This window comes from Cohnella sp. LGH, assembly GCF_017671885.1.
Lineage (GTDB): Bacteria > Bacillota > Bacilli > Paenibacillales > Paenibacillaceae > Cohnella > Cohnella phaseoli.
Genome location: NZ_CP072117.1, coordinates 7,163,074 through 7,178,853 on the forward strand (window position 1 = coordinate 7,163,074; position 15,780 = coordinate 7,178,853).

At 52.2% G+C, this 15,780-nt stretch carries 11 protein-coding genes; 3 read left to right on the top strand and 8 right to left on the bottom strand.

Features of this window, described 5'->3' with window-relative positions; genetic code table 11:
* Positions 1-26 precede the first annotated feature (26 nt).
* The 4 genes from J4772_RS29540 to J4772_RS29555 form a co-directional block, all read right to left on the bottom strand.
* Positions 27-3,029 (bottom strand): glycoside hydrolase family 99-like domain-containing protein, encoded by a 3,003-nt coding sequence (locus tag J4772_RS29540; protein WP_209072634.1) that lies wholly within the window; start codon positions 3,027-3,029, stop codon positions 27-29.
* 105 nt (positions 3,030-3,134) lie between these two features.
* Entirely contained in the window at positions 3,135-4,880 is a 1,746-nt protein-coding gene (locus J4772_RS29545) for an extracellular solute-binding protein (RefSeq protein ID WP_209072635.1), read from the bottom strand.
* Positions 4,881-4,929: 49 nt separating this feature from the next.
* Positions 4,930-5,823, bottom strand: a complete 894-nt coding sequence (locus J4772_RS29550; RefSeq protein WP_116059835.1) for a carbohydrate ABC transporter permease — start codon at positions 5,821-5,823, stop codon at positions 4,930-4,932.
* A gap of 22 nt (positions 5,824-5,845) precedes the next feature.
* Positions 5,846-6,799 carry an ABC transporter permease gene (locus J4772_RS29555; RefSeq protein WP_247740888.1) on the bottom strand — a complete coding sequence of 318 codons (954 nt, stop codon included), beginning with the start codon at positions 6,797-6,799 and terminating at the stop codon, positions 5,846-5,848.
* Between the two features lie 166 nt (positions 6,800-6,965).
* On the opposite strand from J4772_RS29555, the gene J4772_RS29560 reads away from it, so the two are divergent.
* Positions 6,966-8,795: a sensor histidine kinase gene (locus J4772_RS29560; RefSeq protein ID WP_209072636.1), complete on the top strand. Its 1,830-nt coding sequence runs from the start codon at positions 6,966-6,968 to the stop codon at positions 8,793-8,795.
* Positions 8,773-10,353, top strand: coding sequence for a response regulator (locus J4772_RS29565; RefSeq protein WP_209072637.1), 1,581 nt, complete (start codon positions 8,773-8,775; stop codon positions 10,351-10,353). Before J4772_RS29560 ends, J4772_RS29565 begins: the two co-directional genes overlap by 23 nt.
* A gap of 153 nt (positions 10,354-10,506) precedes the next feature.
* Here J4772_RS29565 and J4772_RS29570 read toward each other — a convergent pair whose 3' ends face one another.
* Positions 10,507-11,607, bottom strand: a complete 1,101-nt coding sequence (locus J4772_RS29570; protein WP_209072638.1) for an SGNH/GDSL hydrolase family protein — start codon at positions 11,605-11,607, stop codon at positions 10,507-10,509.
* 243 nt (positions 11,608-11,850) lie between these two features.
* Between J4772_RS29570 and J4772_RS29575 the strand changes: the two genes are divergently transcribed.
* Positions 11,851-12,750 carry an AraC family transcriptional regulator gene (locus J4772_RS29575; RefSeq protein WP_209072639.1) on the top strand — a complete coding sequence of 300 codons (900 nt, stop codon included), beginning with the start codon at positions 11,851-11,853 and terminating at the stop codon, positions 12,748-12,750.
* A gap of 23 nt (positions 12,751-12,773) precedes the next feature.
* On the opposite strand, the gene J4772_RS29580 is transcribed toward J4772_RS29575, so the two are convergent.
* The 3 genes from J4772_RS29580 to J4772_RS29590 are packed head-to-tail and all read right to left on the bottom strand — an operon-like array spanning position 12,774 to position 15,713.
* Positions 12,774-13,937, bottom strand: coding sequence for a Gfo/Idh/MocA family protein (locus J4772_RS29580; protein ID WP_209072640.1), 1,164 nt, complete (start codon positions 13,935-13,937; stop codon positions 12,774-12,776).
* Between the two features lie 23 nt (positions 13,938-13,960).
* The gene (locus tag J4772_RS29585) at positions 13,961-14,791 is read right to left on the bottom strand and encodes a carbohydrate ABC transporter permease (protein ID WP_209072641.1); all 831 of its coding nucleotides are present in this window, start codon (positions 14,789-14,791) and stop codon (positions 13,961-13,963) included.
* Positions 14,792-14,804: 13 nt separating this feature from the next.
* Complete coding sequence (locus J4772_RS29590; protein ID WP_209072642.1) at positions 14,805-15,713, bottom strand: carbohydrate ABC transporter permease; 909 nt, start codon at positions 15,711-15,713, stop codon at positions 14,805-14,807.
* Positions 15,714-15,780 lie beyond the last annotated feature (67 nt).

Consider the following 15,780-nt stretch of genomic DNA (forward strand, 5'->3'; position numbering starts at 1 on the left):
TCTTCTCTCCTCAACCTATCCCCTATTTAATACAGAAAATTCACCGAACCGTAGGATACGTCTGTGCCATAAGAGCCCCAAGTACCGCCATTATTATATCTTCCGCCGATCCCGCTGCCTGTGCTTACGGTAACCGACCTGTTCGCATCGTAGAATGAGTCGCCTCCGTTAGTTTCAGTAGATAGCAGATTATAAGCGGTGTTTGCCGAAAGCGCTACTTTGCTCGACAAGGCACAATATTTGTAACCCAACCCATCCGCCGTTCCGTCCGACATATTGATCGTGCAGGAAGCCACCACTGATTTATCGCTGTCACGGTATAGCTTCATGGTATGAGCCTGTTTGTTCCCGCTGATATACTCTCGTCCCAGCGCCCTTACATTTATTTCAGTAGCGCCTGTGGTAAATTGCATTCCAGCCTCCGAATTTGAATCGTTGCGTAAAGTTCCTCCGGACTTTGACGCGATAAAACTCGAAGTATACAGAAAGTTTACAGAACCGTAGGATACGTCTGTGCCATATGCGCCCCAAGTGCCGTTGCTATAGTATCTTCCGCCTACCACTTGGCCTACGGTTGCAGTAACAGATCGATCGGCATCGTAAAATTGGTCGCCACCGTTATATTCCGTAGATAACAGATTATACGTAGTATTCGGGAGCAGACTAATCTTGCTGGTCAACGAACAATACTTATAGCCTAATTCGTCCGGTTGACCGGTTGACATCGCCACTTTACACGCACCGACCAATGATTTATCGCTATCGCGATATAGCTTCATCGTATGGGTTTGCGTGTTACCGTTGATAAATTCACGCCCGAGTTCACTCACGATTAATGTAGAGTTGCCTGTGGTGAACTTCATCCCCGCCTCTGTGTCTACATCGTTGCGAAGCGTTCCCCCGGTGTTCGCTGCTACAAAGCTATCCGCATTCAAAGAATATCGAAGGTTTATCGAACCATAAGACGAACCGCTGCCGTAAGGTCCATACCAAGTACCGCCGCTATTGTAGACTCCGCCGGCCGCACTGCCCGTGTTTACAGTAACAGCTCTATCTGAATCATAGAATTGGTCCCCGCCGTGTGTTTCAGTCGATACGATAAGATAGGCGGTATTTGGGGACAGAACGACACTCGAATTCAGATTGCAATATTTATAACCTAGCCCATCCGCTGTTCCGCTTGACATCGAGACCGAGCAAGACCCAAGCAATGATTTATCGCTATCTCGATATATCTTTAACTGATGGGTCAACGAGTTCCCCGCGACAAACTCTCTACCCAACTGACTCACGGTAATTGAGCTGATGCCTGTCGTGTATTTCATCCCCGCTTCGATCGTCGCATCGTTGCGTAACGTCCCCGAAGAATGCCCGTTTACCAGGGAAGAGGGCGTTGGGGTATTTAGCAATTGCGGAATTTGCGATAAATCAGGCGTGGGATGATTATGCGACGAGCCTGGCGCAAAAACATTTCGGATGGCATCCAGATATTCGTAACCTGCTAGCGCCGTAGGTATGATGTAATGTCCCTCGGCGTATTCATTCCAGTTATCCAGCAAGATCATATTGCGCTGAACGGATCCCCCTGCAAACGTGTCCATTCTCGCTTTGGCATTTGCAATCAGCGTGCCGTAATTTGCAGGCGACAATGTCCATCCAAAGTCGGAATTACCCCACGGCGATGCTTCCCATCCCACAGAAGCCGTAGTCATGTAGGGCACGGCACTGTTCGCCGCAAAGTCGTTCCATGTGGTTGTATGCGCAGCAAGGATCTGCGAATTGCTTGGAAATAAAGCTGGTCTCGTATTCATAAAGGAAGGGATATGATACGAATAAATGTAATCGACGCCTACAGCTTGAGCAACGCTTTCCGTAGCCAACGTATTCTGATGGTTATTTGACAAAATAATCAATCCGCTGAATCCGGCAGCAACTGCCGCCGAGCGGAAATTCGCAATGGCTGTAGTTGCATTCGTTTGGCCGCCTACATCGGTGACAAACTGGGTTAAATCAAAGATCGCAAATACCGGTTTATTGTCAATTTTCAAATAATTCGATTTTTCAAAATAACTGTTTATCCAATAAGGCACAAGATTGTTGCTAAAATCGCTTAAGCTATTCGCGTAGCCCATGCCGGGTTGTTCTATCCATTGGATAAACCAAGTCATATCGTCTTTATACTGCGCAGTGTTGGCAAGCGAGTTAACAAACTGATCATAAGCCGGCATAACAGGCGATTTTCCGTCATTGTCGTTCTGTCTAAACCAGCAAGGCATAAAGGTGGTGATCCCATGTTCGACAGCCATCTTAATTTGCCAATCGGTGGATACATCGTAAGCTTCATCGTAATACCCTATCAACGGCTTTCGCTCCGGATATCCGGCAACCGAATTCCAAAGATCGATATTAGACCATAAGGGACAAGCTTGCGCAACGACCAGATTGTCTCCTACACTAACGGGAACGGGTGGGGGAACGATTCCGGTAGGCTGTGAATAAACCTCCCCATTCACTTGAAGTTCCTGAACGCTTGCAGTAGCGCCGCTGAGCGCGCCGGTAATAACCAATCTTACATACCTGAATTTCGAGTTTAAGGTTTCCGTTATGTGCTGTCCGGAAACCCCGCTCACAGATCTATCAACCAACACCGTATAGTGATCGTGGGCATTATCATTCGAACCTTCCAGTCGGTAGTACCAGGTCGTATTGCTGCCAAAAGTGATGTCAATCGACGACAGCGTACTCAGTTCATTAAGTCTTACATTTAGCCATTGCGGATAGGCATTGCTTGCTGCAATCCAACTGGTCGCCGTACTTCCATCCACTGCTTGCGCAGCCGAATTGGACGAGCTGCTCTGTGTTTGTGAATCAGCAGGCTGGTTGAGTGCAAGGTTTGAACTTGCTCTCGCCTCTCTAATCGGAACAATCCCAGAAATTGAACTGATCGATAGCACGATTGCCATAATTAAACCTACTATAAATAACTTTGCATTTTTGCTTTTAGCCCTATTAATCATTTGCCTCATCATGAATCGCGCTCCTTCAAGGGGTCAAATGAAAGCCTCGTGTCGTCCGCTATGAAAAACCAGCCGGCTTTTCACCAAGCCGGCTTTTCATCCGTTACCTCTTACCCTCTACTTCATCTCGGAATCTGCAATCGCCTTCGTATAGGCGTCTGCCCAGAAGCCATACACCTTGTCGACGCCAAGCTTCTTCACTTGCTCGATCAATTTGGCCTTCTGGTCCGCGAAATCGCTGTCGTTTTTGGCCAAAATGATTTTAGGAATTGCCTGCCGTAAATAGTTGTCGATCTGGAGATCCACTTGTTTGATGTCGTCAGGCTGCGCCGCCGGCAAAAATCCGGACAGCTCCGTCAGCTTATTCTGCTCGTACGCGATGCCCGGGGGCACGATATCGACCGGCAGTTCGACCCCGTAATGAGCGGCCGCTTGCTTGGCAATCGCGTTCTCCGGCTTTTCCAACTCGGCGATCTGGATATCCCGGCTGAGGGCGATGTCCAGCGGGGTGTCCGTGCCGGGAATCGTGCCGGAATAATCAAGGCCCAGGTTATTGGCAAATTTCCGGTACCCGAATTTGTTGACGACTTCCGGATCGAGTGCATTTTTCGTATAGGTCTCGGTGTATTTGTACTTGCCGTTCTCGTTCACCCAATCGACGCCTTCGATGCCGTTGATGGCCGTCATCGCACCATGAGTCGAATACAGCCAATTGATGAGCTGCATTGCGCGCTCCGGATGTTTGCTCGACTTGCTGATTGCCAGAACGTTCCCGGACAAGCCGTATTTGTAAGTGCTGTAATGGTAGTCTTTGCTTCCTGACATCGGAACCGGACCGAACCAGCCTTTGTCCTTGATGCCCTTGCTGATCAAATACGCGTTGCTGCCGCCAATCATCCAGTTGATTACGCTGGCCTGCACCTGACCGCTGTTATACTTCTGTACGGCCTGATCGTACTTTTGCGTGAAGCTGTCCGGATCAAGCAGCCCTTTCTGATTGGCTTTGTACCAGAAATCGACGCCTGTCCAGAAAGGCGAGGTCTCGTCCGTATAGCTGTTGCGCATCTCGAACGTATTGCGGTCGATGGCCATCGTCTGGATTGTGCCGCCCACCGGCTCATAGCCTTCCATACGAAACGCCATCGTGTTCGTCTGCACATACGGTCCCCAGTCAAACCAAGGCGAGAAGCCATAGTACTTTTTGCCGTCCTCGTTCGTCGGATGCTTCTTCATCATCTGCTCCACGACGTTCAAGTAATCGTCGGCCGAATTGATTTCCGGGTAGCCCAGCTCCGCGTAGTAATCCCATCTGATATGCACGCCGCCCCAGACCGGGTCGGGCCGAGCCGGCTTCTGATTGATATTGAGGCTCAAAAATTTCAAAGCGCCGCCGCCGAGCTTGTCTTTGTTATAAGCGATCGTCTCAGGGGGAACGTTCTTCGCAATGTCGGGTCCGTACTTTTCCAGCAGCGGTTCCATATCGATGACCAGATCTTTCATCTGTTCCGCATATTTCTGATTGACGACCATAATATCCTTCAGATCGGCCGTCGCCAGCAGTGCAGCCAGCTTGTCGTCCGCCGGATGAGTTTCCATATCAATCTTGATGTTCAGTTCCTTCTCGATTTGCTTGGACACGGGGTCCTCCTGGATCCCGCTCGGCGCGTTGCTCGCCATTTGAGCGCTCCAGAATGTAAGCGTCACCGGTTCGTTGTCCGGGCCGGCCGCGGATGCCGTCGATTCCGAGCCTTGGGCGGAACCGGATGCGGAATTTCCAGCGCCCCCGTTGTTGCCCTTGCTGCAAGCCGTGAGCAACAAAGCGGCAAGCAGAACGAGCGTCGTCATTTTTACTGTTTTTCTCATCTCTTTAACCCCCTGAAGTTGTTTGATTCTCTTTATCGATGCGTCTGCGTCAGCCTTTGACGGCACCCATCATGATGCCTTTGACAAAATATTTTTGCAGAAACGGATACACGAGCATAATCGGAATGACCGTCACCATTGTGATCGTCGTTTTGACCGCGAACGGATCGAGCGGCCGGCGTCGCGCCATCTCCAAGGCGTTCCCGTCTCCGAGTTGAACCGCCTTGGCCAGCATTTCCGCCTGCTGCAGGAAATTCAGCAGCAAGTATTGCAGCGTTTGCAAGCGGGAATCGCTCACCAAATAGAAGTTATCTTGCCAGGAGTTCCATTGCCCGACGGCGGAGAACACAGCCACAGCCGCGATGACAGGCATCGATACCGGCACCATGATGCTCGCGAACACCCGGAAATACCCGGCCCCGTCAATAATCGCCGACTCCTCCAGGGCTGGCGAAATCGCCGATTCCATGTAGGTTTTGATCAGAATGACCGCGAACGGAGAGATGATCCCCGGCAAGATGTAAAGCAGAAAGCTGTTCTGCAACCCCAGCGTCTTCATCGTAATGAACCATGGAATCAAGCCCGCCTGCACAAACATCGTATATACCGTGGCCCGGTAAATCCATTTGCGTCCGGGAAGCTCTTTTTTGGTGACGATATAAGCCAGCATTGAGGAAAAGAATAGTGTGAGCAGCGTCCCGGCCAACAATCTCGCAACGGAGATCAGGAAGGCCGATAAAATTCCATCGAGCCGGATCACATGAACGAAATTGTCCAAGGTGAAGCCGATCGGGTACAACAGCACGCTCCCTCGCGATACCGCATCGGCGTCGCTGACCGATACGAGAAAAATGTAATAGAACGGATAAAGGCATACGAACGCGAACAACAGAAACATAAGCGCGTTCGCCGCTTGAAACCAGAAATCCTTCTTGCCCGCCATGTGGCCGTCACCCCGCAGTTCCTTAGAAAATCGAATGGTCGCGCAGCTTGCGGGACAATACATTGACCGACATGAGAAGCGCAACGCTTACGATGGTTTTCGCCATGCCGATTGCCGTCGATAGTGGATAATTATTCATGTAGATGCCGACCCGGTACACGTACAAATCGAGCACCTGGATTTTCTCCTGCACAAGCCCGTTCTGGAACAAATAATACTGCTCGAAGCCGTTGTTCAGCACGCCGCCGACGCTTAGCAGCAGCAGCGTAATGAAGGTCGGCATGAGACCGGGAATGGTAATGTGCCATATTTTCCGGAAACGTCCCGCCCCGTCCACGGCTGCCGCATCGTATTGCTCCTGATCGATGCCGACAATGGCCGCGATATACACAATCGCTCCGAAGCCAAGCCCTTTCCAGATACCGATCGCGGTCTGGAACAGCCAGACGATGTCCGGATTCGCGAGCGGATTCAGAGGCTGGTCAATGAGGTGCAGTTGGAGCAGCACTTTGTTGACGATGCCATCATTCGCAGACAGCATCACGTAGCAAACGGCGTATACGAGCACCCAGCTTACGAAGTTTGGCAGCGTTGTCGTCGTTTGAATGAAGCGCTGCAGCTTGCGGCTTCTCATTTCCGCCAAGAAAATCGCGAATAGCACGCCGAGCGGCGACGCTAACAACCCAAGAAAGCTCATGGCCAGCGTATTACGAAGCACGGCCAGCATTTCCGGATTGTCGAGCGCCATCTTGAAATATTTGAAGCCGACAAACTCGGTATCGAGCAGTCTGAGACCGGGTTTGTAATCAAAAAAGGCAATCGCCCACCCGACCAAAGGCAAATACGAAAACAGCGCTAGCGCTGCGATGCAAGGTACGGCCATCAGCAGCAGCGTCCCGCGCCCGCTGAGCGAACGTCGGGTCCTCCGTTCCCGGACGACCGCCGGCTCGGCCGCGTTCATCAAGATGTTTGACATGTCGTCCTCCCTCCTCTATTCTGAACTTGACATCCCCGTCAAGTCCTGATCTTATTGTAACTTCGACTCTGTATGCGCAACCATTCTTAAAATTATAGGTATATTCGATAATTATGGTTTGCTTGCGACAGGCCAGACCAGACCGACAAAACCGGGGGACCCGACGATGCAGAACATATATGGCCGGTTGCTGAGACGGAAGTTTTTTAACCGCCTTCTGTTAACCTACACGCTGATCATTTTGGCGACGATATTTATCATCAGCTCGACCATCCTGCAAAATTTGCGGCGCTCCGCCGAACAAGACGCCGCGAACAGCGTCAAGCAGGCGGTGCAAAGCGTTCATGGCGAGTTCGCGCAGAAGGTGAACACCGTCAAGCTGCAGATCCAGAACTTGTACATCAACCCCAAGCAAAACGAGGACATGATGGAGCTGCTGGCCGATCCGTCGCCGAAGCTGGAAGACGAAAAACTGTCAAAAGCGATGCTGGTCAATTATTTTCTGGACGCCTCTGCCGCGACGGATGACGATATCTTCGATGCGCTGCTCTATAAGAAAGCGACGGGGCAGCTTTTCCTACGCTCCAAAGATTTGACCTTGAACCTTGACGACTACAACGTCCACAACGAAGCGATGTTCCGCTCATTGGACGACGCGTTTTACGGACTGAGCATCACTCCCGCTTATAGCCAAACCTACCATTTCAACACCAAAAGGAACATCTTCTCGATCGTGTCGAATATCCGCGGAGACGTCAAATCGGACCGCTTCAAAAAAAGCGTGGCCGTGTTTGCCCTCAACTTCAACGCCGACCGGATCGCTAACCGGCTCCAAAGCTGGCTTGTCCAATACCACAATGCCGAAATCTCCGTGTTGACGAAAGACGGCTACGTGATCATCGATTCGACCGGCGCTTCTTACGGCCATAAGTTTCCCGGCTTCGAGCAGATCGCGCAATCGCAAGTCGGCGCCTCGGATCGTTCCCGTATCGTCGAAGCCGTAGTCGACGACTACCTCGGCTATTATGTGGTCGGTTCGCTTCCCTTGTCGCAGGTAGCCGGCAGCTTTGAGCGCCAGCGCAATACGGTGCTGTTCGTCGCGTCCGCCTGCGCGCTGGCCGCGCTATTGCTCGGTTTCATTAGCATCCGGTTGTTCTCCCGCCGCATCCGCATCATCAACCACGCCATTTCCAAAATCCAAAATGGCGATCTGACCTATCGCATCCGCACTGCCGGAACGAACGACGAGATCAGTATGATCGCGGCTAATTTGAATGAAATGTCCGCCCGGCTGACGGACTACATCGATCGGGTGTACTTGTCCGAGCTCAAGCTCAAAGATGCCGAGCTGCATGCGCTGCAGTTGCAAATGGACCCGCATTTCCTGTACAACACGCTTGAAGTCATCCGTTTGGAAGCGTCGGCTTCCGGAAGCGATCATGTCGGCTATATGATCGGAACGCTGGCGAGGCTGTTTCGAAGCAGCATCAAAGGCGGCATGGTCGTTTCGGTTCAAGAGGAGCTGGCATTTTGTGAAAATTACTTGGAGCTTTACTCCATACGCTACGCGGGCGCGCTTACGATCGATTTCCAGATCGATCCGAACATTTTGGCGTACAGCATGCCCCGCCATCTGCTTCAACCCATCATGGAGAATACGCTCCGGCACGGGGTCGATTACAGCAAACCCGACAATCTGGTGACGGTGAGCGGCTACAAATCGGAAGAAGCGGTCGTGATCGAAATCGACGACAACGGATGCGGGATCGATACGGACAAGCTATTCGAAATCCGCAGCAAGCTCAATCGGACGCGGCTCCCATCCGGCGACAGCATCGGCATCGCGAACGTGCATCAACGGATACGGCTGCTGTTTGGCGACCTGTACGGCGTCGAAATCGACAGCGAGCGCAACACCGGGACCAAGGTTCGGATCCGTTTTCCCGCAATAACGAGAAAGGAGATGATGGAGCTTGTACAAAGCTTTGCTGGTTGATGACGAACCGCGGATTTTGCAAGGACTGCTCGAATTGATCCCCTGGGAAAATTTCGGCATCGAAATCGCCGGGCAGGCCGCTAACGGACGGGTGGCGTTGGATCTGCTTGAGCAAACAAAAGCGCAAATCCTGATCACGGATATCAAAATGCCGGAAATGGACGGTCTCGCCCTCATTCGCGAAGCGAAAAGCCGATTCGGCTTCTTGAAATGCGTCATCCTGAGCGGCTTCGACGACTTCGCTCTCGTCAAGGAAGCTGCGCGGATCGGAATCGAAAATTATTTGCTCAAGCCGGTGGAGCCGGACGAAATGTCGCACACCCTGCTGGAAATGACGGCCAAGATCGATCAGGAAGTTCACCGGCAGATTCAACTGCGGGGCGACTCGGTCATTTTGCGAAACAACATTCTGAACCGCTGGCTAACCGGCCAAATCGGCGAAGCCGACTTCAGGCAGCGCGCCGAGCTGCTGCAGCTCGCCATCGATGAAAAGGCATATGTCGTGTGTCTCATCCATCCGCTGTTCGCCGAAGCGGAATCGCCTTCAAACCGTAACCTGCTGCTGTATGCAGCGGAAAATCTGTGCACCGAACTATTGGCCGTCTGCTGCCGGGCGATTGTCGTCTGCGATTCTATGGACCAGATCGCAGTCATCGTGCAAGACGATCTCGCAGCCCTCGAACCCGACGTTATTCATCCTTACTTGCAGCAGTGCGTCGATAGCATCAGGCAATACCTGAAGAGCGACGTCTTCGTCACGGTCGGCTCTCGGATCGCCGATTGCGGTCTGGTGTCGGAAAGCTATGCGCAAGCGCAGCAGCTGATGGAGTACCGGCTCATCATGCCGCCCGCCACGATCGTCGATATCCGCGACAGGGAGGAACGGACTGACTCCGACATGGGAAGGAGCATCCCTTACAACCGTCTGGCGCAACTCATCATCGATCGCGAAAAAGAACAAGCGACGGCGTTCATCGCCGACACGTTCGAAACGATCTGCCGGACTATGACGGTCTCTCCGCTGCAAGTGCAGAATATCGCCATCGAGCTGTTGTACCATATGCTGACGGTCATGAGCCGCCTCAAGCTGGAATCAGCGTCCTTGTTCGACAGTCAGGATCACTTGGCCGTACAGCTGATTCGAAGAAAAAGCGTGGATGAATTGTCGAGATGGCTGCAGATATTGGCCGTGAAGACGATCGACTGCATCGAAGCGCAGGAGAGCCGGGAAAGTCCGCTCATTAAGCGGGTGACCGTTTATATCGACGAGCATTATGCAAACAACATCTCTCTCAAGACGATCGCAGTCTCGTTCAACGTCAATCCGGCCTATTTGGGCCAGTTGTTCATTAAGGAGAAGGGGGACACATTCTCCAACTATTTGAACGCCGCGCGGATCAAGCGGGCCGCAGAGCTTCTCAAGACAACAGAGTGGGATTTGAGCGCGATCGCCGAGGCGACAGGGTACGTGAACCAAAGCTATTTCAGCTATTTGTTCAAAAAAACGAAAGGCGTCTATCCGACCAAGTTTCGGCTGGAGCACAGGACGCTCAATTAAAGAACCATAGTGTATTTAGGGAATGAAAAAGCTCCCCTTATTGCAGCAGGTTTGAATGATTTAACCTGTCTACTATAAGGGGAGCTTTTCTGTCGTCCGGTCAGCTAACAAGGTTCGACTAGGCGCGGACGGCGATCGTCTACTCATTTCACGTTAAGACCGGAGAATCCCGATATACCCGATACGGCAATTGGTGCCTTTGCAATCGGGCGTTTGGCCGTGCACGACCTCAAGCTCCAGCGTATGTTTGCCGTTCTCGAGTTCGTCGCTGATTAAGTAGTTGGAGAACAGGCCGTCCATTGGGAGCCAGGTCTCCCGCTTCCGGTTTGAAGCGACCCATTCTCCATCGTCGAGTCGGTAGCGGAACTCCGCGGAGCTCTGACCGAAATCGAAGCCCAAAGCTACGCCGCGTCCCTCAAAGTCGAATGCCAGCTTGGCGCCGACCGCGGCTGTCTCCAGCACCCGGTCGATCCATTCGTAATCGAGCCATCTACGAACGGCCCACGGGCCTTCGGTGCGTACGTTCTCGAACGGCACGAACGCAGTCGCGCCCCAATGGCGGGACGAGAGAGGTTCAGGCATCGTCCGTTCCGCTTGCCGCCCGGCGCTTGCCGAGTGTTTGCTGTCCGTCTCCAAATACGCGATCACGCTCTGGGCATAGCTCAAGCTGCCGCGGCTCCCGGGATGCAGACCGTCAGGCAACCATTCCTCCCAACGCATGCGGCCTGCCGCGATTTCCTTCACTGCATGCAATCCCATCCACACCGAGCCGGCTTCATAATGCGCCGCCAATTGCTCGAATTCGGCAATCGAGTCCGGTATGCCGCCGTGCTCCATCTTCTCGTACATGTCAATATGGAACGTGTACACGAATACGACATCCCTCTTCGCGTCTGCCAGCAGTTTGCGAAGCAACCCTTCTCGCGTGTTCATTCTCCGCTCCGGGGTCGCGTATAAATCGTTCACGGCGTAATCGACGAACACGAGGTCGCAGCCGCGGTCGATCAAATCCCGCTCTGCGCGGAAGACGGCCAACTCGCTTCCCGTCGCGCCAATTGCGGCATTTTCCACATGAATTCTCGCATGCGGGAATGTCTCTGCGAACCAGGCGACGACCGGCTCCGGCCAATTGTTGCGCGGCCTCCCGTCCGTTATCGACCCTCCGATGAATCCGACGGTCAATTTGCCGTTTTCAAGCGCTTTCCAGGTTTGATCCAGGCTGCGTCGATATTGATAGACCGGTAATGTCCTCATGTCTGCAAATCTTCTCCTTCTGCCAGCGGATCAATTCGTCCCACTCGGAAAATCGCGCGCGTCTCACATTCTGATCACTGTTTTCTTATTATATTAAGAGAGTGCCGATCCACAATCTATTCCGAAAATTATTGGTTTTTTCGATATTTATGGTTGAATTTCGATATCGACGATCCCGACTCTCTCATGCTAAAATGAGCCTGTCGGATCGGCCAAACATCTTGACGTACGGGAGAGGATAACATGCAGATTCGCGCATTCGGCTACGATAATTCTCTTAATGCCTCTCAGCCTGTACAGGATAACCTTTCTCTCTTTCCCTTGGAGTCGAGAATCGGCGGTCTTCACCCTCAACATCACGAATTGCTCTATATTATCGAAGGAACTCTGAGAATTACGATCAACAACATCACCTACCGGATGACGGGCCCCGCCGTTCTGCTTATCCCTTTAAATACCTCCCACCATTTGCAATTCCTATCCCGGATTTACCGTTATACCTACTGGGAGCTGCAGGATGACGCAAGCGAAACCTTCCCTATCCCGTCGGACTGCGAGACCTGGAACCGTCTTCAGGCGGATTCGGATGGAAGCTTGCCTGCCGTTCGAGCGGTCTATGAGCGTATTCACGCACTTCACCAGATCCTGATGGCCGATTGGATGAGCAAGCAGCCTGAGCTGACCCGGCAAATCAGCTATTCCGACATCCAAGCCATCCTTGCGCTCATCCGCCACGTAGCCAAGCCGGATGCGAAGCTATACGGTAAGACAAGCCACCCGCCCGTCAATCGAATCGCTTCGACGGTGGAAACGGTCGAAATTCTCGTCCGTTGGATGGAATCCAGCTACTGGGAGAACTTCACCCTGCAGAAGCTGTGCGAGTATGCCCATTTGAATTCCTCCTACTTGATCCGCACGTTCAAAGCCTGCAAAGGGGTTTCCCCTTTGCAATTTCTCAATAATCTTCGAATGAGCGCTGCCGAGAAATACTTGCTGGAAAGCAATATGAGCGTTCAGGATATTGCGCACGCCACGGGTTTCCAGACCATTCACTATTTCAGCCGCTTGTTCAAGCAGAAATACGGCAAAAGCCCCGCCCATTGGCGGAGCGAGCATAAGAAGACGACTTCGGACTCGGACTAAGGTCTTCCCCGATCAGCCGAACTTCAGTCCGGCCACCTGACTTCGCGGAAGGTACCGGTTTCCGCGGATTCCTTGGCCTTCAGGCACAATAACGTGCTGTTCAAGCCATCCTCCAGCGTGGACACGGACGTTTGCTTCTTTCCCTGCATGAGCGAGATGAAATTCTCGAGCAGCGTAGAGTCGCCCCCTGCATGGCCGACTGCCGTGGCCTCGTTATCGATCTCGTACGATTCGACTCTAGGCGTATGATGCATATAGACCTGAATTCGGTTCGTGGCCCAATCGAATTCGACTGTTCCTTTGTAACCGAGAAACCGTGCTCCTCTTGCGGCCGCTTTTTTTCTGACGAAAAAATTTTGCGAATAGGATAAGTGCATGCCCGATTCATAGGCGATTAATGCACTGCCCGAATCTTCGTTGCCGGTATCCTCCGCGAAGCAGCAGTAAGGGCCCAGCGGTTCCTCGAAAGCATGTTTCCGAAGATTGTCCGGACTTTCCGGGCACGTGCTCGTCTCATCGCAGTCTTTGCATTGCAACCCCGCTCGCTTATTCCCCTTGAAAATTTGCTTCGACGTCATCGCGCATACGGTCACGGGCTTCAGCCCCAGGATATGATTGATATAATCGAAATCATGCGTCGCTTTCTGTACGAACAAGCCTTGCGTCTCTGTCTCGTCGCGGAACCACCCATGATAATAAATACTGCCGTAGTTCACGTTATTTACGGCCTGTACATGCTCCACCGTTCCGATTTTTCCGGAATCGATGATTTCCTTCACCAACTGCACATGATGCGTAACCCGCAGCGGGAACGATACGACCGTCTTGCCGCCGTATAAAGCGTCCGCCTCCCTTAGCTTCACCAGGTCCTCCATCGTTGTGGCGACCGGTTTCTCCAGGTAAAGCGGAATTCGCCTGGGCAACACTTTTAAGGCCATGGGGGTATGAAGAGAGCAGCGCGTTCCGACGAATACGCCGTCGAGATCCCCCCCGTTCAGCATATCGTCCGCGTTCTCGTAAAATGAAATCCCCGACGGGTCGACCCCGTCCGCTTTCATTCGCTCGCGGATTTCGTGATGGCGGACGTCGGCTATCGCCGAAATTCGGCAACCGCTATCCATCTCCTGCATCATCTCCAGAAGCCTTTTGACTTGATGACCGTACCCGATTACCCCTACTTTACTCATGCAATTTCCTCCTGCTCCCCCATTTAGCCTTTGACTCCGCCCATTGTGGCGCCTTCTATGATTCTTCTCTGAAACAACACGTAAACGATAACGGTAGGTATGATCGTGATGACAAGACCCGCGAGAAGCGTCACCCAATCCGCCTTGAATTCCATCATGGCGTTGGCATTATACATGTTCACGCTAATCGGATACTTGTCTGGATCACTGATGAGAATAAAGGGACCCAGGAAATCGTTGTATAAGCCCACGAACTTGAAGATACCGATCGTGACAATGCCCGGCATCGACAGAGGCAGGATGATTTTGCGGAAGACCTGAAATAACGTAGCCCCGTCGATAAACGCGCTTTCGTCCAGCTCCTTCGGCAAGGAGCGCATGAAGCTCCCGAGCAGGAGCAGCTCGAAAGCCCCGACAGGCAGACCGGCCAGCAGCACCAGTCCATTCAGGCTGTCGGTCAGATTCAAGGCCCGCATCAACGTATACTGGGATACGAGAATGTTGATACCCGGCAGGAACAAGGAAATCATGATGACGCTCCACAGTAAGGACCGCAGCTTCCATTGGATTCGCGTGAAGGCGTAGGCATTCACCGTGGAAACAAACAGGCTAATAAGCAGACTCAGCCCTACATAATAAAGGGTGTTGATCACCGATTGGCCAATCCCGAGCCGCGTCCAAGCCTTCTCGTAATTGCTCCATTTCAGGTGCTCGGGGAAGGCCCATATATCGGCGAAAAACTCTTGATTCGTTTTAAGAGATTGGTAGAAAATCCAGAATAGCGGAAGCAGGACGGTAAGCGCCCAGACGAACAGCACCATTCGCCATAGCCATGAAGTGACCCCGGTTCTCATAGAACCCCTCCTTTCAATACTCGACGCTGTCTTTGGCGAAGAATTTGTCTACGACCAGCTTCAGACCGACGAGCAGGACGAAGATCATCATACCGATCGTGGATGCGTAGCCGTAAATATGCTGACCGAGGTTCAGACCGCCGAAAGCAAGGTTGAACATGTACAGGGAGATGACGTCCGTCGAACCGCCGGGACCTCCCTTGGTCATGATAAACATATATTCGAACCCTTTGATCACGGACAGCATCAGGAAGATCGTCCCGACTCGAATGACGCCGGATAACAAAGGAAGCGTAATCTTCGTAAACCGTTGCATATGCGTGATTCCGTCCAAAATGGCGGATTCGTACAGAGACTTAGGGATGCCTTGCATGGCATTCATGAAGATGACGACGTAAAACCCGACGTAACACCACACGTATAACGGAATCATGGAGAGCAGCGCCGTGCTTTTACTGCCCAGCCAGTTATGCTCTCCTCCAAGGCCGAACAAGCGGAGCAGGCCGTTCAGCAAACCGAAGGTACCGTCGTAGATAAACGACCAGACTAGAGCAATGACGACGAGAGACAGCACGTTCGGGAAAAAATAAAGAACTTTATAGAACGAATTTTCCGCAAATGCGCGGTTGACGAGAAGATCGGCCAATACCAACGAGATCGTAAGCGTAATGGGAATGATCGTAACGAGCAATATCAGATTGTGCTGTAAGGCCCGCAAGATGAACGGATCCTCGAACAGCCGAATATAATTGTCCCATCCAATGAAGGTTTTGGCGCCTATCCCGTCCCAATCCAAGAAGGAATAATAGATCGAGAGGGCATTCGGATAGAGCGTGAATAACACATAGGCTGCAAACGCCGGGGCCACGACAATGAAGAGAAATATCGCTTTTTGAAACCGTGCGCTTTTCAAGAGATACATAGTGGTCTTCTCTCCCCGTATATCACGGTCGAAAGGCAGTCCGAATGACTGCCTTTCGACCGCTTCG

Bases quoted from the DNA above. Each gene is read 5' to 3' on its own strand.
- J4772_RS29540 (WP_209072634.1), bottom strand. From the start codon at position 3,029: ATGATGAGGCAAATGATTAATAGGGCTAAAAGCAAAAATGCAAAGTTA.
- J4772_RS29545 (WP_209072635.1), bottom strand. From the start codon at position 4,880: ATGAGAAAAACAGTAAAAATGACGACGCTCGTTCTGCTTGCCGCTTTG.
- J4772_RS29550 (WP_116059835.1), bottom strand. From the start codon at position 5,823: ATGGCGGGCAAGAAGGATTTCTGGTTTCAAGCGGCGAACGCGCTTATG.
- J4772_RS29555 (WP_247740888.1), bottom strand. From the start codon at position 6,799: ATGTCAAACATCTTGATGAACGCGGCCGAGCCGGCGGTCGTCCGGGAA.
- J4772_RS29560 (WP_209072636.1), top strand. From the start codon at position 6,966: ATGCAGAACATATATGGCCGGTTGCTGAGACGGAAGTTTTTTAACCGC.
- J4772_RS29570 (WP_209072638.1), bottom strand. From the start codon at position 11,607: ATGAGGACATTACCGGTCTATCAATATCGACGCAGCCTGGATCAAACC.
- J4772_RS29575 (WP_209072639.1), top strand. From the start codon at position 11,851: ATGCAGATTCGCGCATTCGGCTACGATAATTCTCTTAATGCCTCTCAG.
- J4772_RS29580 (WP_209072640.1), bottom strand. From the start codon at position 13,937: ATGAGTAAAGTAGGGGTAATCGGGTACGGTCATCAAGTCAAAAGGCTT.
- J4772_RS29585 (WP_209072641.1), bottom strand. From the start codon at position 14,791: ATGAGAACCGGGGTCACTTCATGGCTATGGCGAATGGTGCTGTTCGTC.
- J4772_RS29590 (WP_209072642.1), bottom strand. From the start codon at position 15,713: ATGTATCTCTTGAAAAGCGCACGGTTTCAAAAAGCGATATTTCTCTTC.